This window comes from Paraburkholderia solitsugae, from assembly GCF_013177695.1.
Lineage (GTDB): Bacteria > Pseudomonadota > Gammaproteobacteria > Burkholderiales > Burkholderiaceae > Paraburkholderia > Paraburkholderia solitsugae.
This window is the reverse complement of record NZ_WOEY01000072.1, coordinates 1-24972: the sequence shown is the minus strand read 5'-3', so window position 1 is coordinate 24972 and position 24972 is coordinate 1. Positions and strand designations below refer to the sequence as shown.

Genomic DNA, 24972 nt, shown 5'->3' with positions numbered 1-24972 from the left:
CATGCAGCTCTTGACCGAACCCGTACCGCCCACACTCTATGAGGCGCCGCCAGCAATGCATCCCACCCGTTTCACGGTGTGCTCGGGCGACGTGACGCTTGCTGCCAAAGCGTGGGGCGACCCCACCCGGCCAACCGTGATGCTGGTGCACGGCTACCCCGACACCAGCGAAGTCTGGGACGCGCTGGCCGTGCTGCTGGCAAACGATTTCCACGTCGTGGCCTACGATGTTCGCGGTGCGGGCCAATCCACTGCGCCAAAGCGCACCTCGGCATACCGGCTGGACACACTCACTGACGACTTTATCGCCGTCATCGATGCCGTGAGCCCCCAACGCGCCGTCCATCTGGTCGCGCACGACTGGGGCTCGATCCAGGGCTGGGAATTCGTCACCGAAGAGCGGTTGCGCGGACGCATTGCCTCGTACACGTCATGCTCCGGCCCGTGCCTCGACCATGTCGCTTACTGGATGCGAGCACAGTTGCTGCGCCCCACGCCGCGCTCGATCGGCAAGCTCATGGGTCAACTGGTGCGGTCCTGGTACGTGCTGATGTTTCACTTGCCGGTGCTCCCCGGCTTGACCTGGCGTTTGTGGCTCGGCCGCGCGTGGCCACGGGTGCTGCGTCGTGTGGAGAAGACAAGGATCGCGCCTCGCCCGACACAAACGCAGGACGGCGTACGCGGGGTATCGCTGTACCGCGCCAACTTCATCCGCTGCCTGTTCACGCCGCGCAAGCGCTACGCACACGCGCCGGTTCAGGTGATCGTGCCGACGCTGGACAAATACGTCAGCCCGGCGCTGTCCGAGGATCTGTCGCGATGGGTGCCGACCTACTGGCGCCGTGAACTGGTCGCGCGACATTGGGTGCCGGTCACCCATGCCGAACAGATGGCGCAGATGGTGCGTGATCTCGTCAATCACACCGAAGGCGGCGCCGAACCGGAGGCTCTGCAACGCGCCCGTATGGACGCCGCGCGGATGACCGCCCCGCGTAGACCACTTGGCGGCAAGCTCGCGGTCGTGACCGGCGCGGGCAGCGGCATTGGGCGATGCATCGCGCTGGAATTCGCGAAGCAAGGCGCGTCCGTGATGGCAGTCGATATCGACGCGGCAAGCGCGGAACGCACTGCGACGCTGGTCAGGCTGTTAGGCCAACAGGCCTATGCGCGCAAGGTCGACGTGGGCAGCGCTGATCAAATGGAAGCGTTGGCAAACTGGATCGGGACGGAACTGGGTGGTGCCGATATCGTGGTCAACAATGCCGGCATTGGCATGGCAGGCGGTGTGCTCGACACCTCGGCGCAGGACTGGGAGCGGATTCTCCACGTCAACCTATGGGGAGTGATTCACGGTGCGCGTCTGTTCGCCCGGCAGATGGTGAAACGCGGTAATGGCGGGCACATCGTCAACACCGCCTCAGCCGCAGCCTTCGCGCCATCGCGCGACCTGCCCGCCTACGCGACCACCAAGGCGGCAGTGCTGATGTTAAGCGAATGCATGCGCGGAGAACTCGCGGAACACGGGATCGGCGTCAGCGCGATCTGCCCGGGGTTCGCCGAGACCGGCATCATGGCCTCGACCCAGTATGTCGGCACCGGCGCCCAGGACCAGGAACGCATGCGCCAGAAAGCCACCAGGCTTTACCAGATGCGCGGGCTGCAACCCGAGACAGTCGCGAAAGCAGCGCTCCGCGCGGTCTTGCACAACAAGCCTGTGGTTGCGATCGGCATCGAGGCGCATTCCATGCGTTTCATCTCGCGCCATCTGCCCTGGCTAGCCCGGGCGCTCGCCCGCATCAGCATGGTGCCGCGCTGACCTCAGCGTTGACATCACCCACCGGACGCCGGAGACCGTCATGACCGAAGAACACACCCAATACAAGATCAAGGCACGCCATGTGAAGTTCGACTGGAGCCAAACGCCCATCCAGTGGATTCCCGGTGACCCGTCGAGCACGCACATCATCAATGTGCTGAACCTGCTGTTCCCCGCCGGCGAACTATGGTTCTGCCGCGTCTACAACAAGGCGCTGCCGCTCATCACCGACCCGGCGTTGCACGACGACGCACAGGGGTTCCTCAGGCAGGAAGCGGTGCATTCGCGCTCGCACGGCGGGGTTCTTACGCACTACTACAAGGCCCACGGCATCGACACGCAACCCTTCACCCGGAAACTCGACTGGCTATTCGGCAAGCTGCTCGGCGAGCAACCGCTTGGGCTGAAGATCGGCAAAACGCACTTCTGGCTGCGCCAACAGCTTGGCATCATCGCCGCGCTGGAACACTTTTTCGGTTACCTCGGCAATTGGGTGCTCAATGCCGACGGGCTCGATGCCGCCCATGCCGACCCCACCATGCTCGATCTGCTGCGCTGGCACGGCGCCGAAGAAGTCGAGCATCGCACCGTCGCCTTCGATATCTTCCGGCATATGGGCGGCACCTACTTCGAACGCTGCTTTCACATGCTTTCGACCGTCATGCTTCTGCTGTACTTTCTCACGCGCGGTGCGCGCTTCATGCATCAGCGCGATCCCGGCGCCGGCACTTACCGAGGCTTTATCCTCGGCTGGCGCGCTGGAGCGCGGCGCCGTTGCCTGCCGTCGTTCTGGAAAATGATCGCGGCAGCGCTACGCTATTTCAATCCGCGCTATACGCCGCATCACGAAGGTTCCACCGAGCAGGCGCTGGCTTATCTTGCGACCTCGCCCGCTGCGCAGGCTGCGGCGCATGGGGGCACGTGGGTGCGTGATGCGAATTGATACGGCGGCGTTACTGACATCGAAGAAAGGTGATCAGGGTACGGCGGGGTCAGCGTCGTTGCCGCGCGTTTCCAGTGCGGAACAGCCGCCGCCAGGGTAAGGCTACTGCGCGCCGCCGTCCTGGCTCATAACCAACGCGAGCGACTCGGAAAGAATCGATTTCGCCAGTTTGTCGTCGTCCACTGCGCGCGCAAGCGTAATGGCCCCCACGATGGTCGCGACAATACCCAGCACCGGCGTTTCGCTGTCGCTGGATGCGGCCTGCGCTATTCGTGACGCCAGTTTGCGCACGTACTTCGTGAGCTGTTCTCTGACGTCCGGATTCGCATGGCGCGCTTCTCCGGCGAGTGCGCACAGCGCACATCCATTGCCGGGATTCTTCACGTGACGCTCACTAAGGAAACCCTCAGCAATGGACTGCAGAGGCGTTTCCCCATGCTTTCCTGCCCCCGTTGCGAGAGACGCGATGCGCTTCTCGCCCTGAATGACTGCGTGCTCGAGCGCTTCCAGGATCAATGCATCACGCGATGAAAAATGGCCGTAGAACGCGCCATGCGTGAGCCCCGCACTGCGCATGCAGTCGGCAACGCCAAGCGCCTCGATGCCGTGTTCACGAATCTGCCGTGACGCGGTCTCCAGAACGCGCTGCCTGCTCTCAGCCTTTTGTGCCTGCGAATAACCCACTTTTTCGCCTCCCTGCCCTTGACAATCTGCATGATGATTATAATACTAAATTTCTGCATGATGCTCAACATGCAGAATGAGATGTTGACGACACTCATGCGGGTTCGAATGCAGCGGCTATCCAGCCGCGCGTAAGGGGTTTTCGCGCCGTCAGCAAGCGCGGCTTTTGACGTGATCTCACGGCGTAATAGACAGGAGAAGGACATGCGTTTTACTGGAAAGACAGCTCTCGTAACCGGTGGCAACAGCGGCATTGGCTTTGCTGCGGCGAAGCTTTTGATCGCTGAAGGCGCCCGTGTTGCGATCACTGGCCGCGATCGCGCAAAACTGGATCAGGCAGTATCCGAGCTAGGCGAGAACGCGCTAGGCATAGAGGCGGATCTCGACGATGAAACCGCGATCGCGTCGATGTTCAAGCAGATCCAGGAAGCATTCGGGTCGCTCGACATCGTGTTCGCCAACGCCGGGATCTCCGGTCCGACACCGCTTGGCGGCACAACCGCCGCTGCGTTCGAAGCGATTCTTCGCACCAATCTCACCGGCGTCTTTCTCACGGTTCAATCGGCCCTCACGTTGATGAGCGCAGGCGGCTCGATCGTATTGAACGGTTCCGTGATGCGCGAACTGGGCTCGCCTGGGTCAGCCGCCTATTCCGCTACAAAGGCTGGCGTCACCGGGATGGCAAAGGTGTTTGCGTCCGAACTCGTGCAGCGTGGCATTCGCGTCAACACCGTGATCCCAGGCGGCACGCGCACACCGATCTGGACGCGCGGCGCACGGGCCGGCGCGACGCTCGACGGGACCGAAGAGGTGCTCGCGCCGCGTATTCCGCTGGCTCGCCTCGCTACACCTGAGGAAGTTGCCAAGGCCGCGCTTTTCCTCGCGTCCGACGATGCGTCGGGAATCACAGCCGCGGAAATTGTCGTCGACGGCGGCACAACGGGTGCGCCATGGGGCGCACCCTTGTTCCGCAAGGGGTGAACGGGCACGACTTTCCGGTCGCCGCCGGATCAGCTCAGGACAGCGACGCGCTGCCTTGAGCTACCGGCGTTTAGCTGCTATCGCCAGACAATCCGACGGTCGCAAACTAAGCCAGCAGCGAGGACCGTTCCTTCGCCGCGATCTCCTCGATAGAGGAGACGGCCTGCGTCAGACCGTTTTCGGCCTGCATGTGTATGCCGAGCGTTCGAGCGCGGGCACGCACTTCCGCTCGCTCAGCGAATTCAATTGCGCGTGAAAGCGAGGATGCCCGCAGCTTCTTTCCGTCCACTGGGCCGGGCGCAACGCCAGCGCGCCGGAGCCGGTCCGCCCAAAAGAACTGATCGCCGGCAAAAGGAACCACGACAGAGGGAACGCCAGCCCGCGCCGCCGAGTGACTGGTACCCGAGCCGCCATGATGGATGACCATCGACGTCCTCGGGAAAAGCCATTCGTGAGGCATGTCGCCGACCACATGAAAGTTTGCGGGCAGCATTGAGGTATCCGCACTACTCCATCCTGGATGGAACAACACCCGTCGACCACCGGCCGCAGTGATCACTTCCTGCAGCGCCTTCCGCGTATCGAAAGACGTCATGCTGCCAAAGCCGACGTAGATCGGTGCCTCACCCTTCGCGAGAAAGTTCGTCAGATCCCGCGGCGGGGACCAGCCGGCCGAAGGCGTGATCCATTGCCCACATAGGTGCGCGTTAGAAGGCCAGTCCTCCGGCCGAGGCAGAAGGCTCGGAGAAATGCCATAAAGCATCGGATGATCGTTCCAAAGATCGCGCCGCGGAGGAAGGCCGCAAACATTCTCCCGCGCCGCATTGATGCTCTTGCGAAACGCGCGCCAAAGAAATCCATTGACGAATTCATGACTGACGCGATTCAGGAATGATGGAACGCGCGATGGCGGAAAGAACGGCGAGGCAAACGCCGCCGTCGGTGTGATGGGGATGAGTCCTGTGCCAATAGCCGTTACGCCAAGGTATTCAGCCGCCGACAATCCGACGAACGCCGCGAGACCCGAGACGATAACGGCATCGCATCCCGCCCCCGCCCTGACCGTTTCACGGAGCCAGAGCTCAGCATTGCTGTTCGCAATACCCGCAAGCGCGTTCGCGGTGCCTTTGAAACGGCTTCTTCCTGCGACAGCACCGGCGCTCGAAAGCGCGGGTTGCAGCGTCGCCTTGATATCGCCGGCCAATGCAGTCACAGGAACACCCAATGCTTTCGCCGAACCGAGCGTTGCGTGGTCGGCGAGCAACCGGGCTTCATGACCGGCACTGATCAAGGCCGCGCACAGCGCGGCCAGCGGACGTGTATCACCTTCGGTACCGTAAGTGACGACGACGAATTTCATGGTTTGCGACGGCTCCTGATGGGCGGAGGAAATCTGATTTTGACGGACACGAAGGTCGACCTGACTGGACGCCAGCTGTCATCCACGCGTACCGGGGTGGAAGCCGGCCCGCTGCGCAGCCATCTGAATACCGTAAACCGCGCAACCGGTTACGACACCCGTCGTCAACAGACCGAGCATCCCGAGTAATACCGCGACGATTCGCCCAAGCGCCGTGGTCGGTATCACGTCGCCGTAACCGATGGTCAGTGCGGTGATCGCACAAAAGTAGAAAGTTTCGCCAAACGATGAGTGCACTCGTGTGCTTGTATCGATAGCACCGCCAACGTAATACATCGTGACCGAAAGAATAAGGAAAAGAACCAGCAGACTAGTCAGAATGCTTCGCAGATGCCAAAGGACCCTCGAAAACTCGGCAATCGCATGGCGCGGCCGGATCTGGGCGCGAACATCGTGCTTGGGAGCATTGTCCATCTCATGAACCTCGTAGATTTTCTGGCCTCTCATGGTCCGAAGCCAAAATGGATATTACGACGTAGTCAATCCAGAATAATCGTCCGGGGCTAAACGGGCGCTCGGAGTAGTTTGCTGTCCACCATGCCATGTATTGGCGCGTACGCAATGCATCACACGGCACGCTCACAGATTCGACTCGCCAAGACTCGCCGCCCGCAACCGGTCGAAATCCAGAATGACGATTTCCCCGAATTTCAGGCTCACTATGCGTTGGCTTTCGAGATTCTTGAGCAACTGATTCGTGGTTTGCCGCGACAAGGACACCATTGAAGCGAAACTGTCTTGTGAGAGCATTATCCTGCTCTGCGCAGCGTTGAGGCCGCCATACCCCCCCGCGATCACCAACAAGCGGCTCGCCACGCGCTGCGCCGCGGGCAACAGCGCCATTGCTTCGGTGTTCTCGAACGAAACCCGAAGTCTTTGCGCCATCAACAACGCAAAATCGCGCCAATAGCGGGGCGTGGAATCGAGCAGGCTTTGCAGCGCAGACGCGGGTACGTGCAGCAAAAGCGTCCTGCTAATGGCAGTGGCGTCGTTCGGACGTGGCAGCCCATCGAACAGCGAGATTTCCCCTAACCATGCAGTCGGTCCGAGCACCGCGAGCAACGCCTCTTTCCCATCCAGCCCGACTGTGCCGATAGCCAGTGCGCCGCCCAGTATGGCGTACAGTCCATACGACGGGTCACCACGCCGATACAGGACCTGGCTCTTTTCCAGCGTAAGCAGATTGGCATGGCTGATCAGATAGTCCTGCAACTCGACAGGCAGGCCTTTAAACCACGGAGTCGTTTCGAGTTGTGACCGGTAGCGGTGCAGGCTGGATTCCATTGGCGCGTCGACCTGTCGGGTATCGGACAGATTTTAGGCGGGTTTGCGAACATCATGTGGACTCGCATCTGACGACGCAATGACTTTGGCCCGTGACGCACCCGCTGCGCCACCGGGACCGGATGTGCGATTCGCAGGGCGTTGTCTCAGGTTATTTCATTTGCTTGAATCATCGAAAAAGGAGTGTCGACGTGGCCTCATCTGATGTCAGTCTGAAGAACGACGTATCGCCCGCCGAATGGGACGCGCGAGTCAATCTCGCGGCGGCGTACCGCCTCACTGCGCTGTTTGGGTGGGACGACCTGGTGTTTACCCACATCTCGGCACGCGTGCCCGGCCCGGAGCACCATTTCCTGATCAACCCATACGGCATGATGTTCGACGAGATCACCGCGTCGTCGCTGGTCAAGATCGATCTCGACGGCCGCAAGGTTTCCGAGTCGCCCTATGACGTCAATCCGGCCGGTTTCACGATCCATAGCGCCGTGCATGCGGCACGCGAAGACGCCCATTGCGTGATGCACACTCACTCGGTCAACGGCGTGGCCGTGTCCGCGCAGGAGGCAGGGCTGCTGCCGCTCTCCCAGCAGTCACTCGGTGTGCTGGCGTCGCTCGGCTACCACGACTACGAAGGCATCGCACTCAATGAAGCCGAGAAGCCTCGTCTCGTTCAGGACCTCGGCAGCAACACTTACCTGATGCTGCGCAACCACGGCCTGCTGACGGTCGGCGCCGCGCCGGCAGACGCCTTCGTCGCTATGTACTTCTTTGAAGTGGCCTGCATGATTCAGGTGCGTGCCCAGGCCGGCGGCGGAAAGCTGACGCCCATCGCCCAGCCGATTCTCAACGGCATCAAGGAGCAGATCCGGATGGCGACGAGGGGCGTCTCTCCTGGTGCGTTGGTGTGGCCCGGGCTGCTCCGCCGGCTCGACCGTCGTAACCCTGGATATGCTGACTAACACTGCCCGTTCGCACCGTGCACCGTGCACGACACGCACGGTGCACGGTGCTGGGCGAACGGCGTGAGCGTCATGAGCCGCGTTTGCTGATTCAACGCATCGCGGATACGTATTAGGTAGGTCACGTGAGAACCTGTATGGCAAAAATCTTTATCTACGGCGCCGGCTCGATTGGCTGCTATGTCGGCGGACGACTTCTTGCCGGGGGCAGCGACGTCACCTTCATTGGGCGTGCGCGCGTGGCCGACCAGTTGCGCAGTCATGGCATCACGCTGTCGCGGCACGACGATAGCCGCTGGCATGCGCCGTCGGAGCGGATCGACGTAGCGACGGACGCGGCCAGCGCCGCCGCAGCCGATCTGGTACTCGTCACCGTCAAGTCTGCCGCGACCGCCACGGCCGCCGCGGAACTGGCGAATGTGCTGCGCCCCGGTACGATCGTCGTGAGCTTGCAGAACGGCATTGGCAATGCGGACGTGCTGCGTGCCGCCCTTCCACAGCAGACGGTGCTGGAGGGGATGGTGCCATTCAATGTCGTCGAACGCGGCCCGGGTGCATTTCATCAAGGTTCAGGCGGCGAGTTGGAGATCAGGCATGCGGCGGCCATGCAGCCGTTCGTCGACGAGTTCAGGAAAGCAGGTCTGCCGCTCATCCAGCACGCCGACTTGTTGCCGGTGCAATGGGCGAAGCTGTTGCTCAATCTCAACAATGCAATCAACGCGCTAGCGAACCGCCCTTTGAAGGAGGAACTCTCGCAACGCGCCTATCGCCTGTGCCTCGCCATGGCGCAGAAAGAAGCGCTCGCGCTTCTGAAGCAGGCCAGCATACGGCCGGCCAAAGTGACGCCGCTTCCGGCCACCTGGATACCGCGCGTTCTCGGCGTACCTGATGCGTTATTCGAGCGGCTGGGCCGCACGATGCTGACGATCGATCCGCTCGCGCGCTCGTCGATGTCCGACGATCTGGCGGCGGGACGCACGACGGAAATCGACTGGATCAACGGCGAAGTTGTGCGCCTCGCCCAACGCCTCGGGCGAACGGCGCCGGTGAACGAGCGGCTATGCGAGCTCGTGCGGGAAGCCGAGCGAAGCGACGTGCGACCTTCATGGTCGGGCGAAGCACTGTTGGCTCGGATTCGCGCTGCAGCGGGTGGCGCTTCGGCACGGCACGATAGGCGCTGAGCGTCGACGCACGGGAGCTTGATGGGCTCGAGCGAGGTGTCTACCAGAACGTGCTTTGTGAGAACCCGAAGATATGCTGCACCTAGTCGCCGATTTTCAGAAGAACTTTTCCGCCTCGCATCTGATGGGAGATTGCAGCGCCGATTTCCTCAAGCCGATATGTCGCGGCCACTGGAATTGCAACTTCGCCTGCGGCCACCATCTTTGACGCCTGCAGGATGGCGCCGGGAATCTGTCCGGCAAAGTCCGGATTGCCCAAAGAAAAACCACGAATGGTCAGGTCATTGAAGATGACCTCGAAAGGGCTCACTGCCATGGCCGCAAAGGTCGGGGCAGCGTACGACACGAGTGTGCCACGCGGGCCCAGCAGCTTGGCCAGACGGCCAGCAGCTTCGCCGCTGACAGCATCCAGCGCAAGCCGCGCGCGCTTTTCGCCCAGCGCCTCTGCCATCTTCGCCGGCGCGTCATCATCGTCCAGCAACACCAGATCGCATCCCGCTTCTCGCGCGGCACTTATAGCTTCAGCGCGGCGCACCAGTCCGAGAGTCCTGACACCCTTTTTCCTGGCGAAACCGACTATCCAGCGCGCTATGGCCGAGTTGGCCGCGTTGATTGCAATCCAGTCGTCCGACTGAAGATGCACGTACGTCTCGAGCAGCAGATGCGCGGTGGGCGGATTGATAGTAAGCATCGCCAACTGATGAGGATCGGCATCGGTGGGAAGTGCGACCAGGCCGTCCGCGTTGACGACCATCCGCTCGCGCCAGGTAAAGTTACCCATCGGGAGAGCCACGCGATCACCGACTCTGACGTTGCTGACTCCGGCACCCACCTCCAGCACGCGCCCCGCACCCTCGTTGCCGATAACGGATGGCAACTCGGGATGCAGCGGGTACAGGCCCCGCGCGACGAGAATGTCGCTGAAGTTGATTGGGGCATAGTCGACCGCGACCATCACCTGGCCCGCGCCCGGACTGGCGGGTTCGGGCACCTCGCGCAATTCAAGTCCCGTTGCAGGGTCGCCATATGCGGTGAGCACAATACCTTTCATGATGAAACTCCATCTTCGATGGACGCCTAAGTGGACGCGGCGTCCGGGCATGCCTTATAGGACATCGGGTTGCGGAATGTCAGCCAATCCGTTGCGGAAAGGCGCGCGCTGTTGTCACGATATTCAGATCTGTGCTCTCCCCCCGTCCACGAAGAGTTCGATGCCCGTGATGAAACTCGAGTCATCCGAAGCGAGAAACAGAGCAGCTTTGGCCACTTCGTCGGCTTGCCCCATGCGTCCCATCGGGATGGTCGATAAAATCCTCGCAATAGCGTCCGGAGGCTGCCGACCAATGACCGGGGTATCAATTGGCCCCGGGCTAAGGACGTTGGAACGGATGCGACGATCCTTCAATTCCACAGTCCATCCTCGTACGAAATTGCGGATGGCGGCCTTGGTCGCGCCGTATACCCAGAAGGCGGGCGTCCCTTTGGCGCTCGCGACGGAGCCCGTGAGAATGATCGATCCGCCGTTATTCAGGAGCGGCAGAGCCTTTTGCACGGTGAAGAGCACGCCCTTCACGTTGGTATTGAACAGTTTGTCGAAATGCGCTTCGGTGATACTGCCCAAGGCGGCGAACTCAGCGATGCCAGCGTTGGCGAAGACGATGTCGATTCTTCGCCCTGTCGCGTTGACGTTCTCATAGAGACGATCAAGATCATCCGGATTGGCGACGTCTCCCTGGATGCCAGTCACGTTGCCCCCGATGGCCCTCACGGCTTCGTCGAGTTCCTTCTGGCGACGGCCGGTGATGAAGACGTAGGCGCCCTCGGCGACGAAGAGCTTCGCGGCGGCAAGGCCTATCCCCGACGAGCCGCCGGTGATGACGGCCACCTTTCCCTGCAACTTATCCATAGCGCCTACTCCGTTGATTGCTAATTCCTGTTGGCAGCGCCCCTGGGCTGGCGGTCAGCTGCAAAAAAAATGCAGGGCGCCCATGCGCGGCCGCATTCGAGGGTGGTTCGCGCGTACCAACCAACGCCGGCCAGTCAGTCGATCATCTCCTTGGCCGTCCGGCGGCTAGACCTCGAACCGGAACGCCGCCCCGTCGCGCTTCACATGTCCAGCTGTCGGCGCGGCATAGTGAGTGCCAATAACCAGGATCGGCTGGTCGGCCCACTCGGCGAACAGCTTCGCGCGGGTGGTCGTCGCGGCCTGGATGTCGCTGTCGAGGCTCGTGGTCCACTCGGGGTGCGCCATTTGGCAGGGATGATGGGCAATGTCGCCGGTGATCACCGCGCTCTGCCCTTCCGATTCGATCATCACGCTGACATGGCCCGGCGTGTGCCCGGGGGTTGGCCTCAGGCGCACCTCAGGCGAGATGCGGTGATCCATCTCCACCAGGTCGACCAGGCTGGCGTCGAAGATCGGCCGCACGCTGTCTCCGATGATCGCCTGCTGCTCCTCGTCGCCTTCGTTGCTCCAATGTTCGAATTCGCGCTTGCCAATCAGGTAGCGTGCCTTGGGGAAGGTTGGAACCCACTTGCCGTCCACCAACATGGTGTTCCAGCCCACGTGGTCTACGTGCAGGTGGGTGCAGATCACGGCGTCGACACTGTCGCGGCTCCAGCCCGCATCCGCCAGCTGTTGCAGGAACGGCGTCGCGAGCGGGTTTCCGCCCACCAGATGGCGCGGCTTGTCGTTGCCGATGCAGGTGTCGACCACCAGCCGCAGCCCCGGCGCCTCCACCAGCAGCGCCTGGACGGCCGCGATGAGGGTGCCATCCTCCGTAGCGAAGTGCGGGAAGAGCCACGGACTGGCTTTCAGGGCCTGTGGCGTCGCCTCAGCGATGAGGGTGCCATCGGGAAAGGGGATCACGATCTCGACCACACAGGTTATCTTTACCGCGCCCACCTGCCAATTCAACATAACGACCTCCTCATGGTTGCATCGCGTCGAGGAAACCTCGTCCGCTCATCGCCTGACCTGCTTCGGCCAACGCACAGGTATCGCACCAATGGAATAGGCGCGCGTGGATGCCGTGAACATCCGCTTGTCATGTCGGTCGCATCGTTAAAATGACTTTGCCAAACGGCCGATCTTCTATCAGGTGACGCAAGGCTTCGCCTGCTTCGTCGAGGGGGTAGACCCGCTCGACGATCGGCTTGACTGATCCGCTTACGATTAACGGGATGATGTCCTGCCACGCAGTGGCGACCGTGGCCGGTGACTGGGCGAACAGGGAAAAGCCAGCCATCCGCGCGCCCTTCCAGATCAGGTCCGTGACATCGATGGTGCTTCTGCGGCCAGCGGAGTAGCCCAACGTGATCAGGACACCGCCGCGACCCAGGCTGCTCAACGCCTCACTCGTCACAGTGCCGCCGATGCTCTCGATGACGATATCGACACCCTTGCCGGCCGTTATCCGACGAACCCCGTCAGCGAGACCTTCCGCGGTGAGGTCAATCACGTCCTCGAAGCCAAGTTCACGCGCTCTCGCGGCCTTCGCCGCGCTGCCAGCCGTAGAGATCACCTTGCCGGCGCCCTGCGCCCGCGCGAGCTGATAGGTCGCGTTGCCGACCGACCCGCCGATTCCCGGAGCCAGCACCGTCATGCCCGGCTTGAACCCGGCGTCGGTGAGGCTGATCTGCGCCGTCAGATAGGCCACCGGAATGCTGGCCGCGACGACATCCCCGATCGCGTCAGGCGACGCCAGATGTTCCGGCCTCACCAGCAGCCATTCCTGCCATGTGCCATTCTCAGCAACGCCATAGGGTCCCGTGAACATCACGCGGCTTCCCACCGCGAGGCCGGAGTCACCTGCATCCTCGATGACACCGACGCCCTCATTGCCTGGCACGAGCGGCGCCCTGGCTCGAGGGTGTCCACCCGACAGGACCGTGTATTCGAGCGGCGTCACGCCAGCGGCCGTCACGCGAACGAGCACCCGGTCCTTCGCCGGTTGCGGCTTGGGTAATTCGATCTGCCGCAACCCGTCATAGCCCGAAAAGGTTTCTGCTTCGATCACGCGCATTGGCATATCCTATAAAGTAACAGACCTGTACGTCACTTTTATAATAGGTACAGACCTGTTACTTTGTCAATCAGAAAATCCAGATCGAAGGAGTGTGCAGATATGAAGGCAGGAGCCCGACCCCGGCGGGGAGCCCCGCCAAAAGGCGAAGTGAGCGCGCGCGAGCGTATCCTCGCGACGGCAAGCGACCTGTTCTACCGCGAGGGCATCCGTGCCATTGGCGTCGACACGGTCGTCGAGCAATCCGGGGTGTCGAAGACGAGCCTCTATCGCGTATTCGACTCCAAGGACGCTTTGATCTCTGCTTTCGCTGCCGAGAAAGATCGGTTGTTCTGGGCGTGGTGGGATGACGTTGAAGAAAAGCACGCTGAGGATCCGCGCGCTTTGCTGGACGCGCTGCTATCCGGAATCGCGAAACGGATTGCGCACCCCGCCTTTCGTGGTTGCCCGTTTCTTAACCTGGTGGCGGAGTTTCCCGACGACAACCATCCTGGCCGGGTTATCGCCCGGGACAACAAGGAGGAAATGCAGGCGCGGCTCGCAACGATCGTTGCCAAGCTGGGCGTCGGCAATCCCAAACGTACCGCGTCCCAGCTAGCACTGCTTATCAACGGCGCGTACGTCACCGGATTAATAGCGGAGTCGGGTGATCTGAAGGGCGACCTCATTGAGGCCGCCACGAAGTTGTTGGCCTAGTCGAACACGATCATTTGCCGGAATCGGTTCTTGCCTCGAGTGCGTGGACAACGGCCGCGATGTCGGACTGTCCGTGCCCCAACGCCAGCGTCTCACCGAATAGCGCATGGCAGACATCCAATAGCGGCGACGCGACCCCGGCATCCCTCGCCGCTTGCGCAATCAATCGATTGACCATCAGCACATTGGTGATCGATCCCTGGACATCGAAGTTACGCATGACCAGTTTGAGAATTTTCACGCGTGAGATGTCGCTCGCCATCTGACCGGCGTCCACGATGGCGCGGAACTGCTGCAAGTCCAAGCCATGCCGCTCGGCAAAATGGGCCGCTTCCGCAAGGCCGGTGACCGTGGTCATCAGAAACAGGTTCACCGCGAGCTTCATCAGAAGCCCATTCGGAACCGGGCCGCACACCATCGTCTGATGGCACATAGGCTCGAGCAGAGGGCGGACGCTTTCGACGGCCGCGTCTTCGCCCGCCAGCATCGCTACAAGCTGGCCCGCCTCGGCGGGCTTGCGCGAGCCCGAGACGGGCGCTTCCACGTAGCTGCCACCGGCGTTGCGAATGTCGGCTTCGAGTCCGCGCGAGTAGTCGGGCGAGGTCGTCCCCATGTGGACGATCGTGTGGTGCGCAACGTTCTCGCTGAACTGCGATGTGCCGCGGCCGAGAACGGCGTCGACTGCGTCGCCATCGACCAGCATCAGGAATACCACGCGGGTCCGTTTAAATATCTCGGCGGGATTCGTCGCGACGGTTGCGCCCGCCGCTCGCAAAGCCTCGCTCCTGTCAGCGGAGCGATTCCAGACAATGAGCTGTGTGCCCACCCGGGCCAGATTGAGCGCCATGGCGCTGTCCCATGACACCTAAGCCAATGAAACCGATGTCCATAATCACCTCCATCCAAAGGTGGTTGGCGCTTGTGGCGACACGGTCGGATAGGTTGCCGGGAACACGGGGAGCGGGTTACGAATGCGGAACATGCGGTTCGGCATCCGAAATTTCCATCATGAACATTCTTCTCCGGCAACCCCGCTTTGCCGTGTCAACACGAATGTGGTTGACGGCACGGCACGACCATGTTCACGACATGCACCAGCACAGCCTCGTCATCCTGGTTCAGCGTAGTCGTCCGGAGCTTGATCAGGCCCTGCTCCGGACGGGACTTTGACGGTCGCACCTCGATCACCTCGCACTCGACGCGCAACTCATCACCGGGGCGCACTGGCCGGGGCCAGCGGCACTCGTCGAGCCCAGCGCCGACGAAGCCGCCAGCCGGCTTGAGTTCGGTCTCAACCATCAACCGCATCGTCACGGCAGCGGTGTGCCAGCCGCTGGCGGCGAGTCCACCGAAAATCGAGCGGCGCGCCGCCGCCTCATCGAGGTGGAAGGGCTGTGGATCGAACTCGGCAGCGAACGCAAGGACCCGTTCCTTGTCGATACGCAGCCGTCCTGAACCGAACGTCTGCCCCACTGCAAAATCCTCTAAATAGCGCTCGTTCAACTGATTCATAAATCGACTCCAGGTTTAGGTGACGGCTTCGAGCGGGAGTAGCGATATTCCTCACAAAGTTACTGACCTGTACGCAACGTTAATACTAAGAACAGGTCTGTTACTTTGTCAAGCGAGAAGTCGGAACGGGAGGCGCTTACGGATAGGAGGGCAGGATCACGACAATCTCTTCGCGACGCCTGCGATCAGTTCATCCACTTTTGAGAGGAACAGCTTCAGAATCGAAGATGTATTTGCCCTCCTGTAGCCGATAACCAAGTCGATCGTCGGCGCCCCGCCTTCGAGCGGACGGCTAGCGACCGACCAAGGCATCAAGTTTTCGACATAAGCCGGAATCAGCGTCACACTTCGCGTCGACGCAACAAGTGACATGACTACTGCGGGGTTGTCTACACTCTGCACCGACTTGATATGGATTCCTGAGCGATCCAGGTAATCGTCGATCACTGCGCGCAACACCCTGGCCTTGTTAGCCATAGCGATGAAAGGCTCACCAACGAGTTCTTGTGGAAGGATTGCAACGCGGGACGTCAGCGGATGGTCACTCGGCATGAGCACCACGAGCGGTTCCCGTCCCACGACCTGGTAGGCGAGATTGAAGTCTGGTTCGGCACGCAGGAACGCCAAATCCAGCTTGCCGCGCGCGAGTTCTTCGGCAAGATCCGGCGAATAGTCGCTGGACACGATGACGTCGATGTTCGGCAACTCGCCGCGCAGAATGCGCATGACCTCGGGCAGCCAAGTCATTTCCTGTCCAGTGAGGAAGCCGACAGAGAAGCGCTGCTTCGCAGGTTGCGCTGCCCTTCGGGCCGATTCGACTGCAGCTTCCACCTGGGCCAATGCCAGTCGGGCGTGATCGATGAATGCCTTGCCTGCTGGAGTCAGCTCCACGCCGCGTGCGCTGCGGCTCAGCAACTCGACCCCAACCTGCTCCTCCAGATCTCGAATCTGCCGACTCAGTGACGGCTGCGAAGTGTGCAGGCGCCGTTCGGCTGCCTCCGTCAGGCTGCCCGTCTCGGCGACAGCGATGAAATACCGAAGATGTCGCAGTTCCATTGCGGACCCCATGCCTGTGAAGTATGCCGTCCAGCCTATAAAGTCTTTTTCAATCTTGCCACAAGTCCCTAGATTCTTTCCCATGGAGGTGTCATGGAGCGTGCTCCCAGCGCTCGAGCCGGTGTCGCGGCTCAGTTACCACGTGCACCCAAGCCATATCTTTAAGGACCTGAATCATGAGCAAACCCGTCATCCTCATCACCGGCGCCCTGACCGGCATCGGTCGCGCCACCGCCTTCGCCTTTGCCAGGAACGGTGCCCGCCTGGTCGTTTCCGGTCGCCGTCAGGCCGAGGGCGAGGCACTCGAAGCCGAACTCCGGCAGCTCGGCGCCGAAGTCGCATTCATCCAAGCCGATGTCCGCCATGACAACGAAGTCCGCGACCTGGTCGACCAGACCGTAGCCCGTTTCGGCCGTCTCGATGCGGCCGTCAACAATGCCGGCACCGAGGGCCAGCCGGGACTGGTCGTCAACCAGACCGCCGAGAGCTACGCCGCGACCTTCGATACCAACGTGCTGGGCACCTTGCTGAGCCTGAAGCACGAGTTGCGCGTGATGACCGCCCAGAAAAGCGGCAGCATCATCAACATCTCGTCGACCTACGGCCACGAAGGGGCGGCCTACGCCTCGGTCTACGCCGGCAGCAAACACGCGGTCGAAGGTCTCACCAAGTCTGCCGCGCTGGAAGTCGCCGCCACGGGCGTGCGCGTCAACGCCGTTGCCCCGGGGCCGACCGATACCGGCATGCTCGACCGCTTCACCGGCACGGCGGAACGCAAGGCGGCACTGGCTTCCTCTGTTCCGCTGGCGCGCATCGGTAAGCCGGATGACATTGCCAGCGCCGTGCTTTACCTTGCATCCGATGGCGCAGCCTTCGTGACCGGCCAGGTGATCACCGTCGATGGCGGCAAGACCGCGGGTTGATGCCGAACCCACAGCGATCAGGAGAACTATCATGACCCACCTTCCCGGAAAAACCGCGCTCGTCACGGGCGCCTCACGCGGCATCGGCCGCGCCAGTGCGCTCGCACTCGCGAAAGCAGGCGCACAGGTGCTGGTTCACTACAGCAGCGGAGAAACGGCGGCAGATGCTGTCGTCGCCGAAATCCGTGCGGCCGGCGGCAACGCCCAGAAAATCGCCGCGGATCTGCGCGACGCAGATGGCCCGCATACGCTCGCAAAACGCGTACGCGCTGTCGTCGGCCATCGTCTGGACATTCTGGTGGCGAACGCCGGCATTTCAAAGGCCGCAAGCATCGAGGAAACGACTGTCGAAGATTTCGACGACCTGTTCGCCGTGAATGTACGTGCGCCCTATTTCCTCGTGCAGCAGTTACTGCCGGTGATGTGCAAAGGCAGCAGCGTTGTCCTGCTCTCGTCACTCGCGGCGCATGCCGCGGTCGGCAAGTTGCCCGCATACGCAGCTACCAAGGGGGCGGTCGATACACTCGTCAAGCATTTCGCTTCGGCACTTGGTGAACGCGAGATTCGCGTGAATGCAGTCGCGCCCGGCGTCGTCGAAACCGACATGTCGAACTTCACGAAGACCGACGCGGGACGCGAGGTCACGCTCGGCATGCAGGCGTTAAAGCGCGTCGCGCAACCTGATGATATCGCCGGCGCGGTTGCGTTTCTAGCCTCGGACGCAGCGCGCTGGATTACCGGTGAAACGCTGCGTGTCGACGGCGGCTCGAAACTCTAGACCAACCCGATTCACGCCTGTTTCGAGTGTCGCCGAGATACCTTATTAATCAGGCATCCATACTTATTGGAACATCATAGAGGATGATTCAAATGACAACCACTACACCCAGCTAATCGGCCTTCATGGAGAGATCCGATGCTTTACGAAATCCGCACCTATACGTTCAAGCCGCTGCGCGGCGCCGATTGGCTTGCTTTATACAAGAGCGAAGGCCTTGCGCTTCAGCAGGAATTTCTCGGCGAACTGATTGGCTTCTTCACGACTGAAATCGGCGATATCAACCAGATCGTGCATATCTGGGCCTATAAGAGCCTCGATGATCGCATCGAGCGTCGGGACCGGATGGCGATGGACAGTCGCTGGCAGGAATTCGGACGCAAGGTGAAAGCGCTCGACATTTTCGTGAGCATGGAGTCGCGCATCATGCGTCCAATCGACTTCTCGCCGCTGAAGTAACAACCCGAAACGCACCCGCATGCCTGCCGACCATGCGCTCTATCGCAACGACGCGCTGGCGGCGTAATGGAGTACATGATGAGTGCCCTCTTTGCGTCTACTGCACTGCGCCAGCTGAAGCTGTCCAACCGCGTGGCGAACTCCGCCTCACGTTAATCAAATACCGGAAGGGCCGCAGCCAGTCACTATCTGGCCGGTAAGTCGGGATAGCGCTCAAACGTGCGCTTGATGAGTTGTCGGAGCCAGATGTTCGCCGGTTCGTCGTGAAATCGAGGATGCCAGAGCTGGCGAAGTGCAAACGGCGGAAGCGGCACCGGCGGCGGGACAATCTTAACGGTCCCGAGCCTGGCGAAGACGTTCCCAAGCTCCAGCGGCACCGTGGCGATCAGTTCGGGATGTTCGTCGATCAATAGTGGCACGACCAGGAAGTGCGGCGTCGTCAGATAAACATTTCGATGAATGCCGTACTCGTCGAATGCACTGTCATAAGCGGCGCCCGCACGCCCCGTCAGCGAAACGACAATCTGCGGCATCGTTTCGAACTGTTCACGCGTAATCGATTCGCCGACCTCCTTGTTTCGCACGCTCACCATCGTTACGAAAGAGTGCAAAAAGAGTTGTTGCTGGTAGAGATCGTCGGGCGCGGCACGGATCGACCCCAACGCGAGATCCACTTCTCCAGACGCAAGCAGCCCCTCGATCTGCTCGTTCGGGACTTGTATGGATCGCAGCGTGCAGTTCGGCGCCTCCTCTCGCAACCGCCGGATGAGCGGTGGCAGAAAGACGAGTTCGCCCATGTCCGTCATGCAAAGAACGAAGGTGCGCCGCGCTGTTGAAGGATCAAAGCGCGCCTGCGAGACGACGTCCTGACGCAAGGTCGTCATGATCTCAACGATCGAAACGCCAAGCATGGTTGCTTTCGGCGTCGGCTCCATGCCCGATGGCGTCTTGACGAACAGAGGGTCCTCAAAAAACGCCCGCAGGCGATTCAAAGCGTGGCTCATTGCCCCCTGCGATAGCCCCACTTCGGATGCCGCTCGAGTCACGCTGCGTTCGCGAAGCAGCGCATCGAACACCACGAGCAGATTCAGATCGAGATCACGTATATGCACGGCGTGCATTCCTTGCATTAGTCCCATTGGCTTGACGCATGATGGTGCCGAATCTATCTTGAGGTCAAGCGTGCCAACGATAGGCCGCACCCACATGATGGAGACAGTGATGTTTATCAGGAATACGTGGTACGTAGCCGCCTGGTCGCATGAGGTGGAAAGCGAAGCGCTGTTCGCTCGCGTCATTACCGGCATCCCGGTTCTGCTGTATCGCGAGGAAGGCGGCGGCGTCGTTGCGCTCGAGGATCGTTGCTGTCATCGCGGCGCGCCACTGTCGGTTGGCCGTCGCGAGGGCGATTGCGTCCGCTGCATGTATCACGGTCTGAAATTCGACAGCACCGGAACCTGTGTTGAAGCGCCTGCCCAACAGCGCATTCCGCCGCAGGCGAAGGTTCGAACTTTCCCGCTTGTCGAGCGGCATCGCTGGATCTGGATCTGGATGGGCGACCCTTCGCTTGCCGACCCAGAAACGATTCCCGACACCCATTGGCTCGACGATCCGCAGTGGCGCAGCTTGCCTGGTTACATTCACTACGACGTGAACTACCTGCTGATCTGCGACAACCTGCTGGACTTCTCGCATCTGCCGTTCGTGCATCCAACCACGCTAGGCGGCCCCGAAGACTATGCAAAGGTACAGCCCAAAGTTGAGCGGATCGACGGCGGCGTTCGCATCACGCGCTGGACGTTGAATACGGATGCGCCTCCGTTCGCCGCCGCCGTCAAGAACTGGCCTGGCAAGGTCGACCGTTGGAATATTTACGACTTCACTATTCCTGCGATTCTGCGAATGGATTCCGGTATGGCGCCGGTCGGTACCGGCGCGCAAGAAGGTGCACGCGTCGACGCAGCGGAATTCCGTGGCTGCCAGGCACTCACGCCCGAAACAGAAAACTCCACGCACTACTTCTTCGGCCATCCGCACAACTTTGCGATTGATCAGCCCGACGTCACGCGAGCGATCCATCAGGCGGTTGTCGATGCATTCGACGAGGACCGCGACATCATCACTGCCCAGCAGAAGAATCTTGCACTGGATCCTGGCTTCAGGATGATGCCGTTCGGCATCGACGCCGCACTGTCCCATTTTCGCTGGGCAGTCAATCAACGTCTTGAAGAAGAGAAACATCAGATGCTGGAAGCAGTGCAAGGAGCCTGAGATGATTCAGGTGAAAGTAACGCAACTGACGCGCGAGGCGGAAGGGATACTAGGCATCGAGTTGCAGGCTGCAGACGGCGCGGCGCTCGTCCCGTTCGAGCCCGGCGCGCATATCGATGTCCATCTGACCGGCGGCCTCACGCGACAATATTCACTCTGCAACGATGCGTCGGAAACAGATCGTTATCGTCTGGGTGTCGGGCTTTCCGCGACATCGCGCGGTGGGTCGAGTTATCTGCACACGTCGCTTCGCGAAGGCGACTTGCTCACGATCAGTGAGCCTCGCACGTTGTTCGGTCTGTCGCGCGAGGCGACATCTCATCGTTTCATTGCAGGCGGTATCGGCATCACGCCTATCCTAAGCATGATCCGATGGTGCGTCCGCCATGCCGCACCCTGGCAATTGCACTATTGCGTGCGCTCGCGGATGTGCGCGGCATACCTCGACGAATTGCGCGCATTCGCTGGCAGGGTTCATGTGCACGCCAACGACGAATCAGTCAGTGGGGCGCCTGAAATGCAGACCTTGCTGAGCGACGTAAAACCCGGCGAGCACGTCTATTGTTGCGGACCGGGAGGACTGATGGACGCCGTGTCGCATCACGGCCAGCAGTCCGGCATACCGCGCGAGAATCTGCATTTCGAGCGGTTTACCGCATCGCCGGTGCAAGTCGCCGATAGGAGCGAGCGGGCATTCACGATCGTGCTTGCAAGGCTCGGAATGCGATGCGTGGTCGAACCCAACGAGTCGATTCTGGAGAGCCTCGAACGTCACGGCGCCTGTCCACCGTTTTCCTGCCGGCAAGGACTGTGCCGCAGTTGCGAGGTGGAGGTGTTATCGGGCGAGGTCGAGCACCGCGACTACGTGTTGAGTGAACACGAGCAGACGTGCAGCAAATCGCTGATGATCTGCGTGTCACGAGCAAAATCTGACGAACTGGTCATTGACTTTTAGTCGTCGCTTTTTGAATTGAAAACATGCAAGGAAGTCGAGGGGCGCTCGTGCTGCGCCTGCCTGCATGAACGGCTGTTATCAGCTACCTGACGGCCGCTCGCTCTCGCGGGTCGAACGGCCGCAGTGGTCGCGTGCTGCCGACCGCAATCTTATGAAACTCGGCTGATGCATGCTATTTGCATGAGACGTTGATCGGCCGACCCAGAAGTAAACGGTAGAAGCCGATATTATGTCGGACGGGCTGGCGCCCAGCGCGATCGTAGAACAAAACAGATTCGTCAAAGCGGGGTGGAAATGCAAAACAATCAGCAGGGAACACTGCGGGCTGTTTCAGGGCGAGATCTTTTCGCGCTCCGGCTAGTCACCGGTATTTTCCAGGGTTTGGTGCTGTATCTGCTCCTGAACGCTGCGCATCATCGCAGCGGCATCGCGACTATCCCAGTTCTGTTCTTTCCGCTGCTTCTAGTTATTGTGTTCATCCCGCCGACGCTTGTTGTCGGCCTCCCCCGAATGAGCGGAGCGCGGCTCGCAATGTGGGCCGCCGCCCTCGCCGCAGTTGTCGCAATTCTTGGCTATCACGACGCGTGGCGCTCCGCAGGCACTCAAATCATTGGAATACCACCGTTTGGCCGCGCCGACGCACCCCTGCCCTCAATGGCGGTGACGTTCCACAGTGGCGTGATTGTCTTTATCGCCTTTTGTCTCATTCTCGCCAGTGAGGCGGCAAGCTCGTGGTTTGCACCGTATGAGTCGTACTTCGAGGTCAGCTGGAAGGTGGGGCTCCAGGTCTGCCTGTCCGGGTTGTTCGTCTGCGCGCTCTTTCTTGTGCTCTGGCTGGGTGCCGCACTCTTCCTGTTGCTGAAGCTGCATTTCCTCGAGCAACTCCTGCGTGAGTCATGGTTCAAAATCCCTGTGAGCGCGATGGCATTTGCCGGGGCTCTGCACATCACTGATGTGAGACCAGAACTGATCCGGGGATCGCGCACGCTTGTCCTGTCACTACTCTCGTGGCTGCTCCTCGTCCTCGTTGTCATCGTTGGCGGATTCCTCGCATCCCTGCCGCTCACCGGACTCGGATTGCTATGGGCCACGCGGTCAGCCACGTGGATCCTGCTGGGCGTTGCGGCGTTGACAATCGTCTTGGTGAATGCCGCTTTCAAGGGCGGCCACGGGTCCGATCAGGCACCGCGAGTGCTGCGCCTTTGCATGAGAATTTCATGCCTCATGCTTCCCGTGCTGGTGATGCTCGCGACTTACGCGCTCGCGTCGCGCATTGGGCAGTATGGACTCACACCGCGCCGCGTTTTGGCCTGTGCGGGAGCCTTCGTGGCTTACTTATACGCCATCGGCTATGCGTGGGCGGCGCTGGCTCGCAGCGACACCCTCCCGGGAATCGCGCCCGTAAACGTGGTCACGGCGTGGGTCTCACTCGCTGTCCTCGTAGCTTTGTCCACTCCGCTGGCTGACCCGTCACGACTGTCGGTGGCCAGCCAGATAGACCGCCTCCTCGCGGGAAGCGTGCTGCCCGAAAAATTCGACTACCACTTCTTGCGCTACGGATCCACAAGATACGGTCTGCTGGCTCTCGAGCGCCTGCAGGGAGAGACTCAGGCACCCAATGCCACCACGATTCGCGAACTGAGCTCGCAGGTCGCGCGGGAGCCTGCCCGAAGCCTTTTGAACGTGGACCGCCCGGACGCCGCGACGCTCTCCGCCAATATCGTGTCACGCACGCCGGGGCAGTCAGTTCCAGCGTCATTTCTCTCGATGGACTGGAAACGCGCCACACAAAGCTGGATGCTTCCGGTCTGCCTGAACTCTGGATCGGTCAAGTGTGATGCGTACCTCGTCGACCTGACCGGCGCTCACAAACTTAACGTCGTGCTCTTCCCGAACAGCGGAAGTGTTGGGTTCGTGTTTGATCAGGCCAGCAGCGGAAATTGGCAACTCGTTGGCAAGTTTTCGATCGCACCGGACTGCGCTGCGGTTCGTGATGCCCTCGCAAAGGGAACGTTCCAACTCGTTGAGCCCCGACTAAGGGACATTCAGGTCAACGGTCAACGCATGGAGGTAGAGGCGATGTCGGCGCGCAGCGTAGTATGCTCGAGACCACAGGTAACCGATATCGCACCTACTCAAGTTAAATAAGCGCTTGCCGCCAGATTCGGCTATAACCCTGTCCAGTAAAGAACTTCTTCGCATGAACTCCCGCGCACCCACGGTTGATGTCTGCCGTCCGCTGGAACACGGCATTGCCCATAGTCATTTCAGCGTGCGGGGGGAAGCGCCACAGCGGCGCTTGCTCGCCTGGCGGGATCGGGTCGGTCATCTTATTGACGTGCTGCCCTCGCGATCTGACCTGGAGAGGCCGTTCCAGGCTTCGATTGACCGCTATCAGGTTGGCGAGCTTGTATTTACGGATTGCCGGTCGGACCTGATTGTGCTCGAGCGCTCACTGGCCCGGATCTCGACAGACCGGGTACGCGACTTCGTCTTTCATGTGTTTCTGGAGGGCGGGGTTGAGAACGTCGCCGTGCACACCTCGCGGCGCGATCCCACGCCCTCAGCCGCAAGCATCCTTGCACTGGATATGAACCAACCCGTTCGAATGCAACGCCAAGCATGCAGGGTGATCGCGTTTTTCGTGCCGGGCGAGTTGGTGCAGGAAGTCTTTCCTGATCCGGAGGCCATCCACGGCCGTGTGCTCCATGGTTCGACGCCGCTCGAGCGACTGATCATCGAACACGTTGCGGCGCTCAGTCGGACAATCGCATGCATGAGTGCCGGTGAGGCGGACGGCGCCATACGCGCGGCGGCCAAGCTCCTTGTCGCAGCGTTTGGACGGCAGGCGCGCCTGAGCGGCGACACGCGCGCTGCAGCCCGGGCAGCCATGTTCGGTCAGGTACGGCGCTATATTCAGGCGCACCTGACTGAAGATGAACTCTCCCCCGAAAGTGTGCTAAATGCGCTTCAACTTCCTCGCCCGACCATCTATCGCCTGTTTCAGCATGAAGGCGGCGTTGGCGCTT

Annotated in this window: 24 protein-coding genes and 1 pseudogene; 13 read left to right on the top strand and 12 right to left on the bottom strand. The window is 61.0% G+C overall.

Translation table 11 applies throughout. From position 1 onward, the window contains the following. Window position 1 precedes the first annotated feature (1 nt). On the top strand, window positions 2–1816 hold the full coding sequence (locus GNZ12_RS18625) for an SDR family oxidoreductase (RefSeq protein WP_172312328.1): 1815 nt from the start codon (window positions 2–4) through the stop codon (window positions 1814–1816). A 40-nt stretch (window positions 1817–1856) separates the two neighbouring features. Then, a complete protein-coding gene (locus tag GNZ12_RS18620) occupies window positions 1857–2759 on the top strand; it encodes a metal-dependent hydrolase (protein WP_172312326.1) in 903 nt (300 codons plus the stop codon). 102 nt (window positions 2760–2861) lie between these two features. On the opposite strand, the gene GNZ12_RS18615 is transcribed toward GNZ12_RS18620, so the two are convergent. Then, window positions 2862–3443 carry a TetR/AcrR family transcriptional regulator gene (locus GNZ12_RS18615; protein ID WP_172312324.1) on the bottom strand — a complete coding sequence of 194 codons (582 nt, stop codon included), beginning with the start codon at window positions 3441–3443 and terminating at the stop codon, window positions 2862–2864. A gap of 204 nt (window positions 3444–3647) precedes the next feature. Here GNZ12_RS18615 and GNZ12_RS18610 point away from each other — a divergent pair, with 204 nt between their 5' ends. Beyond that, the gene (locus GNZ12_RS18610; protein ID WP_172312322.1) at window positions 3648–4424 is read left to right on the top strand and encodes an SDR family NAD(P)-dependent oxidoreductase; all 777 of its coding nucleotides are present in this window, start codon (window positions 3648–3650) and stop codon (window positions 4422–4424) included. A gap of 106 nt (window positions 4425–4530) precedes the next feature. Here GNZ12_RS18610 and GNZ12_RS18605 read toward each other — a convergent pair whose 3' ends face one another. The 3 genes from GNZ12_RS18605 to GNZ12_RS18595 form a co-directional block, all read right to left on the bottom strand. After that, window positions 4531–5784, bottom strand: a complete 1254-nt coding sequence (locus GNZ12_RS18605) for a glycosyltransferase (RefSeq protein WP_172312320.1) — start codon at window positions 5782–5784, stop codon at window positions 4531–4533. Window positions 5785–5862: 78 nt separating this feature from the next. Further along, window positions 5863–6291, bottom strand: coding sequence for a potassium channel family protein (locus GNZ12_RS18600; RefSeq protein ID WP_328806030.1), 429 nt, complete (start codon window positions 6289–6291; stop codon window positions 5863–5865). Between the two features lie 132 nt (window positions 6292–6423). Then, a complete protein-coding gene (locus GNZ12_RS18595; protein WP_172312318.1) occupies window positions 6424–7128 on the bottom strand; it encodes a Crp/Fnr family transcriptional regulator in 705 nt (234 codons plus the stop codon). A gap of 191 nt (window positions 7129–7319) precedes the next feature. Here GNZ12_RS18595 and GNZ12_RS18590 point away from each other — a divergent pair, with 191 nt between their 5' ends. After that, complete coding sequence (locus GNZ12_RS18590) at window positions 7320–8087, top strand: class II aldolase/adducin family protein (protein WP_172312316.1); 768 nt, start codon at window positions 7320–7322, stop codon at window positions 8085–8087. 137 nt (window positions 8088–8224) lie between these two features. Next, window positions 8225–9268 (top strand): 2-dehydropantoate 2-reductase, encoded by a 1044-nt coding sequence (locus GNZ12_RS18585; RefSeq protein WP_172312314.1) that lies wholly within the window; start codon window positions 8225–8227, stop codon window positions 9266–9268. An 82-nt stretch (window positions 9269–9350) separates the two neighbouring features. Here GNZ12_RS18585 and GNZ12_RS18580 read toward each other — a convergent pair whose 3' ends face one another. From GNZ12_RS18580 to GNZ12_RS18565, 4 genes are all read right to left on the bottom strand, one after another. Then, on the bottom strand, window positions 9351–10319 hold the full coding sequence (locus tag GNZ12_RS18580) for a zinc-dependent alcohol dehydrogenase family protein (RefSeq protein ID WP_172312311.1): 969 nt from the start codon (window positions 10317–10319) through the stop codon (window positions 9351–9353). A gap of 123 nt (window positions 10320–10442) precedes the next feature. Further along, window positions 10443–11174 carry an SDR family NAD(P)-dependent oxidoreductase gene (locus tag GNZ12_RS18575; RefSeq protein WP_172312309.1) on the bottom strand — a complete coding sequence of 244 codons (732 nt, stop codon included), beginning with the start codon at window positions 11172–11174 and terminating at the stop codon, window positions 10443–10445. A 165-nt stretch (window positions 11175–11339) separates the two neighbouring features. After that, the gene (locus GNZ12_RS18570) at window positions 11340–12188 is read right to left on the bottom strand and encodes an MBL fold metallo-hydrolase (protein ID WP_216673263.1); all 849 of its coding nucleotides are present in this window, start codon (window positions 12186–12188) and stop codon (window positions 11340–11342) included. A gap of 127 nt (window positions 12189–12315) precedes the next feature. After that, a complete protein-coding gene (locus GNZ12_RS18565; RefSeq protein ID WP_172312307.1) occupies window positions 12316–13293 on the bottom strand; it encodes a quinone oxidoreductase family protein in 978 nt (325 codons plus the stop codon). Window positions 13294–13395: 102 nt separating this feature from the next. Here GNZ12_RS18565 and GNZ12_RS18560 point away from each other — a divergent pair, with 102 nt between their 5' ends. Then, a complete protein-coding gene (locus GNZ12_RS18560; RefSeq protein WP_172312305.1) occupies window positions 13396–13989 on the top strand; it encodes a TetR/AcrR family transcriptional regulator in 594 nt (197 codons plus the stop codon). 10 nt (window positions 13990–13999) lie between these two features. Here GNZ12_RS18560 and GNZ12_RS18555 read toward each other — a convergent pair. The 3 genes and pseudogenes from GNZ12_RS18555 to GNZ12_RS18545 all read right to left on the bottom strand — a co-directional run bounded on the left by GNZ12_RS18555 (window position 14000) and on the right by GNZ12_RS18545 (window position 16557). Further along, window positions 14000–14891, bottom strand: a pseudogene (locus GNZ12_RS18555) (NAD(P)-dependent oxidoreductase). Window positions 14892–15033: 142 nt separating this feature from the next. Next, complete coding sequence (locus GNZ12_RS18550; protein WP_407947712.1) at window positions 15034–15501, bottom strand: MaoC family dehydratase; 468 nt, start codon at window positions 15499–15501, stop codon at window positions 15034–15036. Window positions 15502–15657: 156 nt separating this feature from the next. Further along, window positions 15658–16557, bottom strand: a complete 900-nt coding sequence (locus tag GNZ12_RS18545) for a LysR family transcriptional regulator (RefSeq protein WP_172312348.1) — start codon at window positions 16555–16557, stop codon at window positions 15658–15660. Window positions 16558–16733: 176 nt separating this feature from the next. Here GNZ12_RS18545 and GNZ12_RS18540 point away from each other — a divergent pair, with 176 nt between their 5' ends. The 3 genes from GNZ12_RS18540 (at window position 16734) to GNZ12_RS18530 (ending at window position 18717) form a co-directional block, all read left to right on the top strand. After that, window positions 16734–17480, top strand: coding sequence for an SDR family NAD(P)-dependent oxidoreductase (locus GNZ12_RS18540; protein WP_172312303.1), 747 nt, complete (start codon window positions 16734–16736; stop codon window positions 17478–17480). A 31-nt stretch (window positions 17481–17511) separates the two neighbouring features. Beyond that, window positions 17512–18258 carry an SDR family NAD(P)-dependent oxidoreductase gene (locus GNZ12_RS18535; protein ID WP_172312301.1) on the top strand — a complete coding sequence of 249 codons (747 nt, stop codon included), beginning with the start codon at window positions 17512–17514 and terminating at the stop codon, window positions 18256–18258. Between the two features lie 138 nt (window positions 18259–18396). Beyond that, window positions 18397–18717: an NIPSNAP family protein gene (locus GNZ12_RS18530; protein ID WP_172312299.1), complete on the top strand. Its 321-nt coding sequence runs from the start codon at window positions 18397–18399 to the stop codon at window positions 18715–18717. Between the two features lie 185 nt (window positions 18718–18902). On the opposite strand, the gene GNZ12_RS18525 is transcribed toward GNZ12_RS18530, so the two are convergent. Beyond that, window positions 18903–19796 carry a LysR family transcriptional regulator gene (locus GNZ12_RS18525; RefSeq protein WP_407947711.1) on the bottom strand — a complete coding sequence of 298 codons (894 nt, stop codon included), beginning with the start codon at window positions 19794–19796 and terminating at the stop codon, window positions 18903–18905. A 142-nt stretch (window positions 19797–19938) separates the two neighbouring features. Here GNZ12_RS18525 and GNZ12_RS18520 point away from each other — a divergent pair, with 142 nt between their 5' ends. From GNZ12_RS18520 to GNZ12_RS18505, 4 genes are all read left to right on the top strand, one after another. After that, window positions 19939–20988 carry an aromatic ring-hydroxylating dioxygenase subunit alpha gene (locus tag GNZ12_RS18520; protein WP_172312297.1) on the top strand — a complete coding sequence of 350 codons (1050 nt, stop codon included), beginning with the start codon at window positions 19939–19941 and terminating at the stop codon, window positions 20986–20988. 1 nt (window position 20989) lies between these two features. Continuing rightward, window positions 20990–21943, top strand: a complete 954-nt coding sequence (locus tag GNZ12_RS18515; RefSeq protein ID WP_172312295.1) for a PDR/VanB family oxidoreductase — start codon at window positions 20990–20992, stop codon at window positions 21941–21943. 294 nt (window positions 21944–22237) lie between these two features. After that, window positions 22238–24091 (top strand): DUF4153 domain-containing protein, encoded by a 1854-nt coding sequence (locus tag GNZ12_RS18510; protein ID WP_172312293.1) that lies wholly within the window; start codon window positions 22238–22240, stop codon window positions 24089–24091. A gap of 52 nt (window positions 24092–24143) precedes the next feature. Next, window positions 24144–24972 (top strand): helix-turn-helix domain-containing protein (locus GNZ12_RS18505; protein ID WP_172312291.1); only part of this gene is annotated, 829 nt, incomplete at its 3' end.

What these genes read in the sequence shown, in the direction of transcription:
- GNZ12_RS18620 (WP_172312326.1), top strand. Translation starts at nt 1,857, where the DNA reads ATGACCGAAGAACACACCCAATACAAGATCAAGGCACGCCATGTGAAG.
- GNZ12_RS18605 (WP_172312320.1), bottom strand. Translation starts at nt 5,784, where the DNA reads ATGAAATTCGTCGTCGTCACTTACGGTACCGAAGGTGATACACGTCCG.
- GNZ12_RS18515 (WP_172312295.1), top strand. Translation starts at nt 20,990, where the DNA reads ATGATTCAGGTGAAAGTAACGCAACTGACGCGCGAGGCGGAAGGGATA.
- GNZ12_RS18625 (WP_172312328.1), top strand. Translation starts at nt 2, where the DNA reads ATGCAGCTCTTGACCGAACCCGTACCGCCCACACTCTATGAGGCGCCG.
- GNZ12_RS18530 (WP_172312299.1), top strand. Translation starts at nt 18,397, where the DNA reads ATGCTTTACGAAATCCGCACCTATACGTTCAAGCCGCTGCGCGGCGCC.
- GNZ12_RS18550 (WP_407947712.1), bottom strand. Translation starts at nt 15,501, where the DNA reads ATGAATCAGTTGAACGAGCGCTATTTAGAGGATTTTGCAGTGGGGCAG.
- GNZ12_RS18580 (WP_172312311.1), bottom strand. Translation starts at nt 10,319, where the DNA reads ATGAAAGGTATTGTGCTCACCGCATATGGCGACCCTGCAACGGGACTT.
- GNZ12_RS18535 (WP_172312301.1), top strand. Translation starts at nt 17,512, where the DNA reads ATGACCCACCTTCCCGGAAAAACCGCGCTCGTCACGGGCGCCTCACGC.
- GNZ12_RS18600 (WP_328806030.1), bottom strand. Translation starts at nt 6,291, where the DNA reads ATGAGAGGCCAGAAAATCTACGAGGTTCATGAGATGGACAATGCTCCC.
- GNZ12_RS18595 (WP_172312318.1), bottom strand. Translation starts at nt 7,128, where the DNA reads ATGGAATCCAGCCTGCACCGCTACCGGTCACAACTCGAAACGACTCCG.
- GNZ12_RS18570 (WP_216673263.1), bottom strand. Translation starts at nt 12,188, where the DNA reads ATGTTGAATTGGCAGGTGGGCGCGGTAAAGATAACCTGTGTGGTCGAG.
- GNZ12_RS18585 (WP_172312314.1), top strand. Translation starts at nt 8,225, where the DNA reads ATGGCAAAAATCTTTATCTACGGCGCCGGCTCGATTGGCTGCTATGTC.
- GNZ12_RS18545 (WP_172312348.1), bottom strand. Translation starts at nt 16,557, where the DNA reads ATGGAACTGCGACATCTTCGGTATTTCATCGCTGTCGCCGAGACGGGC.
- GNZ12_RS18510 (WP_172312293.1), top strand. Translation starts at nt 22,238, where the DNA reads ATGCAAAACAATCAGCAGGGAACACTGCGGGCTGTTTCAGGGCGAGAT.
- GNZ12_RS18540 (WP_172312303.1), top strand. Translation starts at nt 16,734, where the DNA reads ATGAGCAAACCCGTCATCCTCATCACCGGCGCCCTGACCGGCATCGGT.
- GNZ12_RS18610 (WP_172312322.1), top strand. Translation starts at nt 3,648, where the DNA reads ATGCGTTTTACTGGAAAGACAGCTCTCGTAACCGGTGGCAACAGCGGC.
- GNZ12_RS18520 (WP_172312297.1), top strand. Translation starts at nt 19,939, where the DNA reads ATGTTTATCAGGAATACGTGGTACGTAGCCGCCTGGTCGCATGAGGTG.
- GNZ12_RS18560 (WP_172312305.1), top strand. Translation starts at nt 13,396, where the DNA reads ATGAAGGCAGGAGCCCGACCCCGGCGGGGAGCCCCGCCAAAAGGCGAA.
- GNZ12_RS18575 (WP_172312309.1), bottom strand. Translation starts at nt 11,174, where the DNA reads ATGGATAAGTTGCAGGGAAAGGTGGCCGTCATCACCGGCGGCTCGTCG.
- GNZ12_RS18565 (WP_172312307.1), bottom strand. Translation starts at nt 13,293, where the DNA reads ATGCGCGTGATCGAAGCAGAAACCTTTTCGGGCTATGACGGGTTGCGG.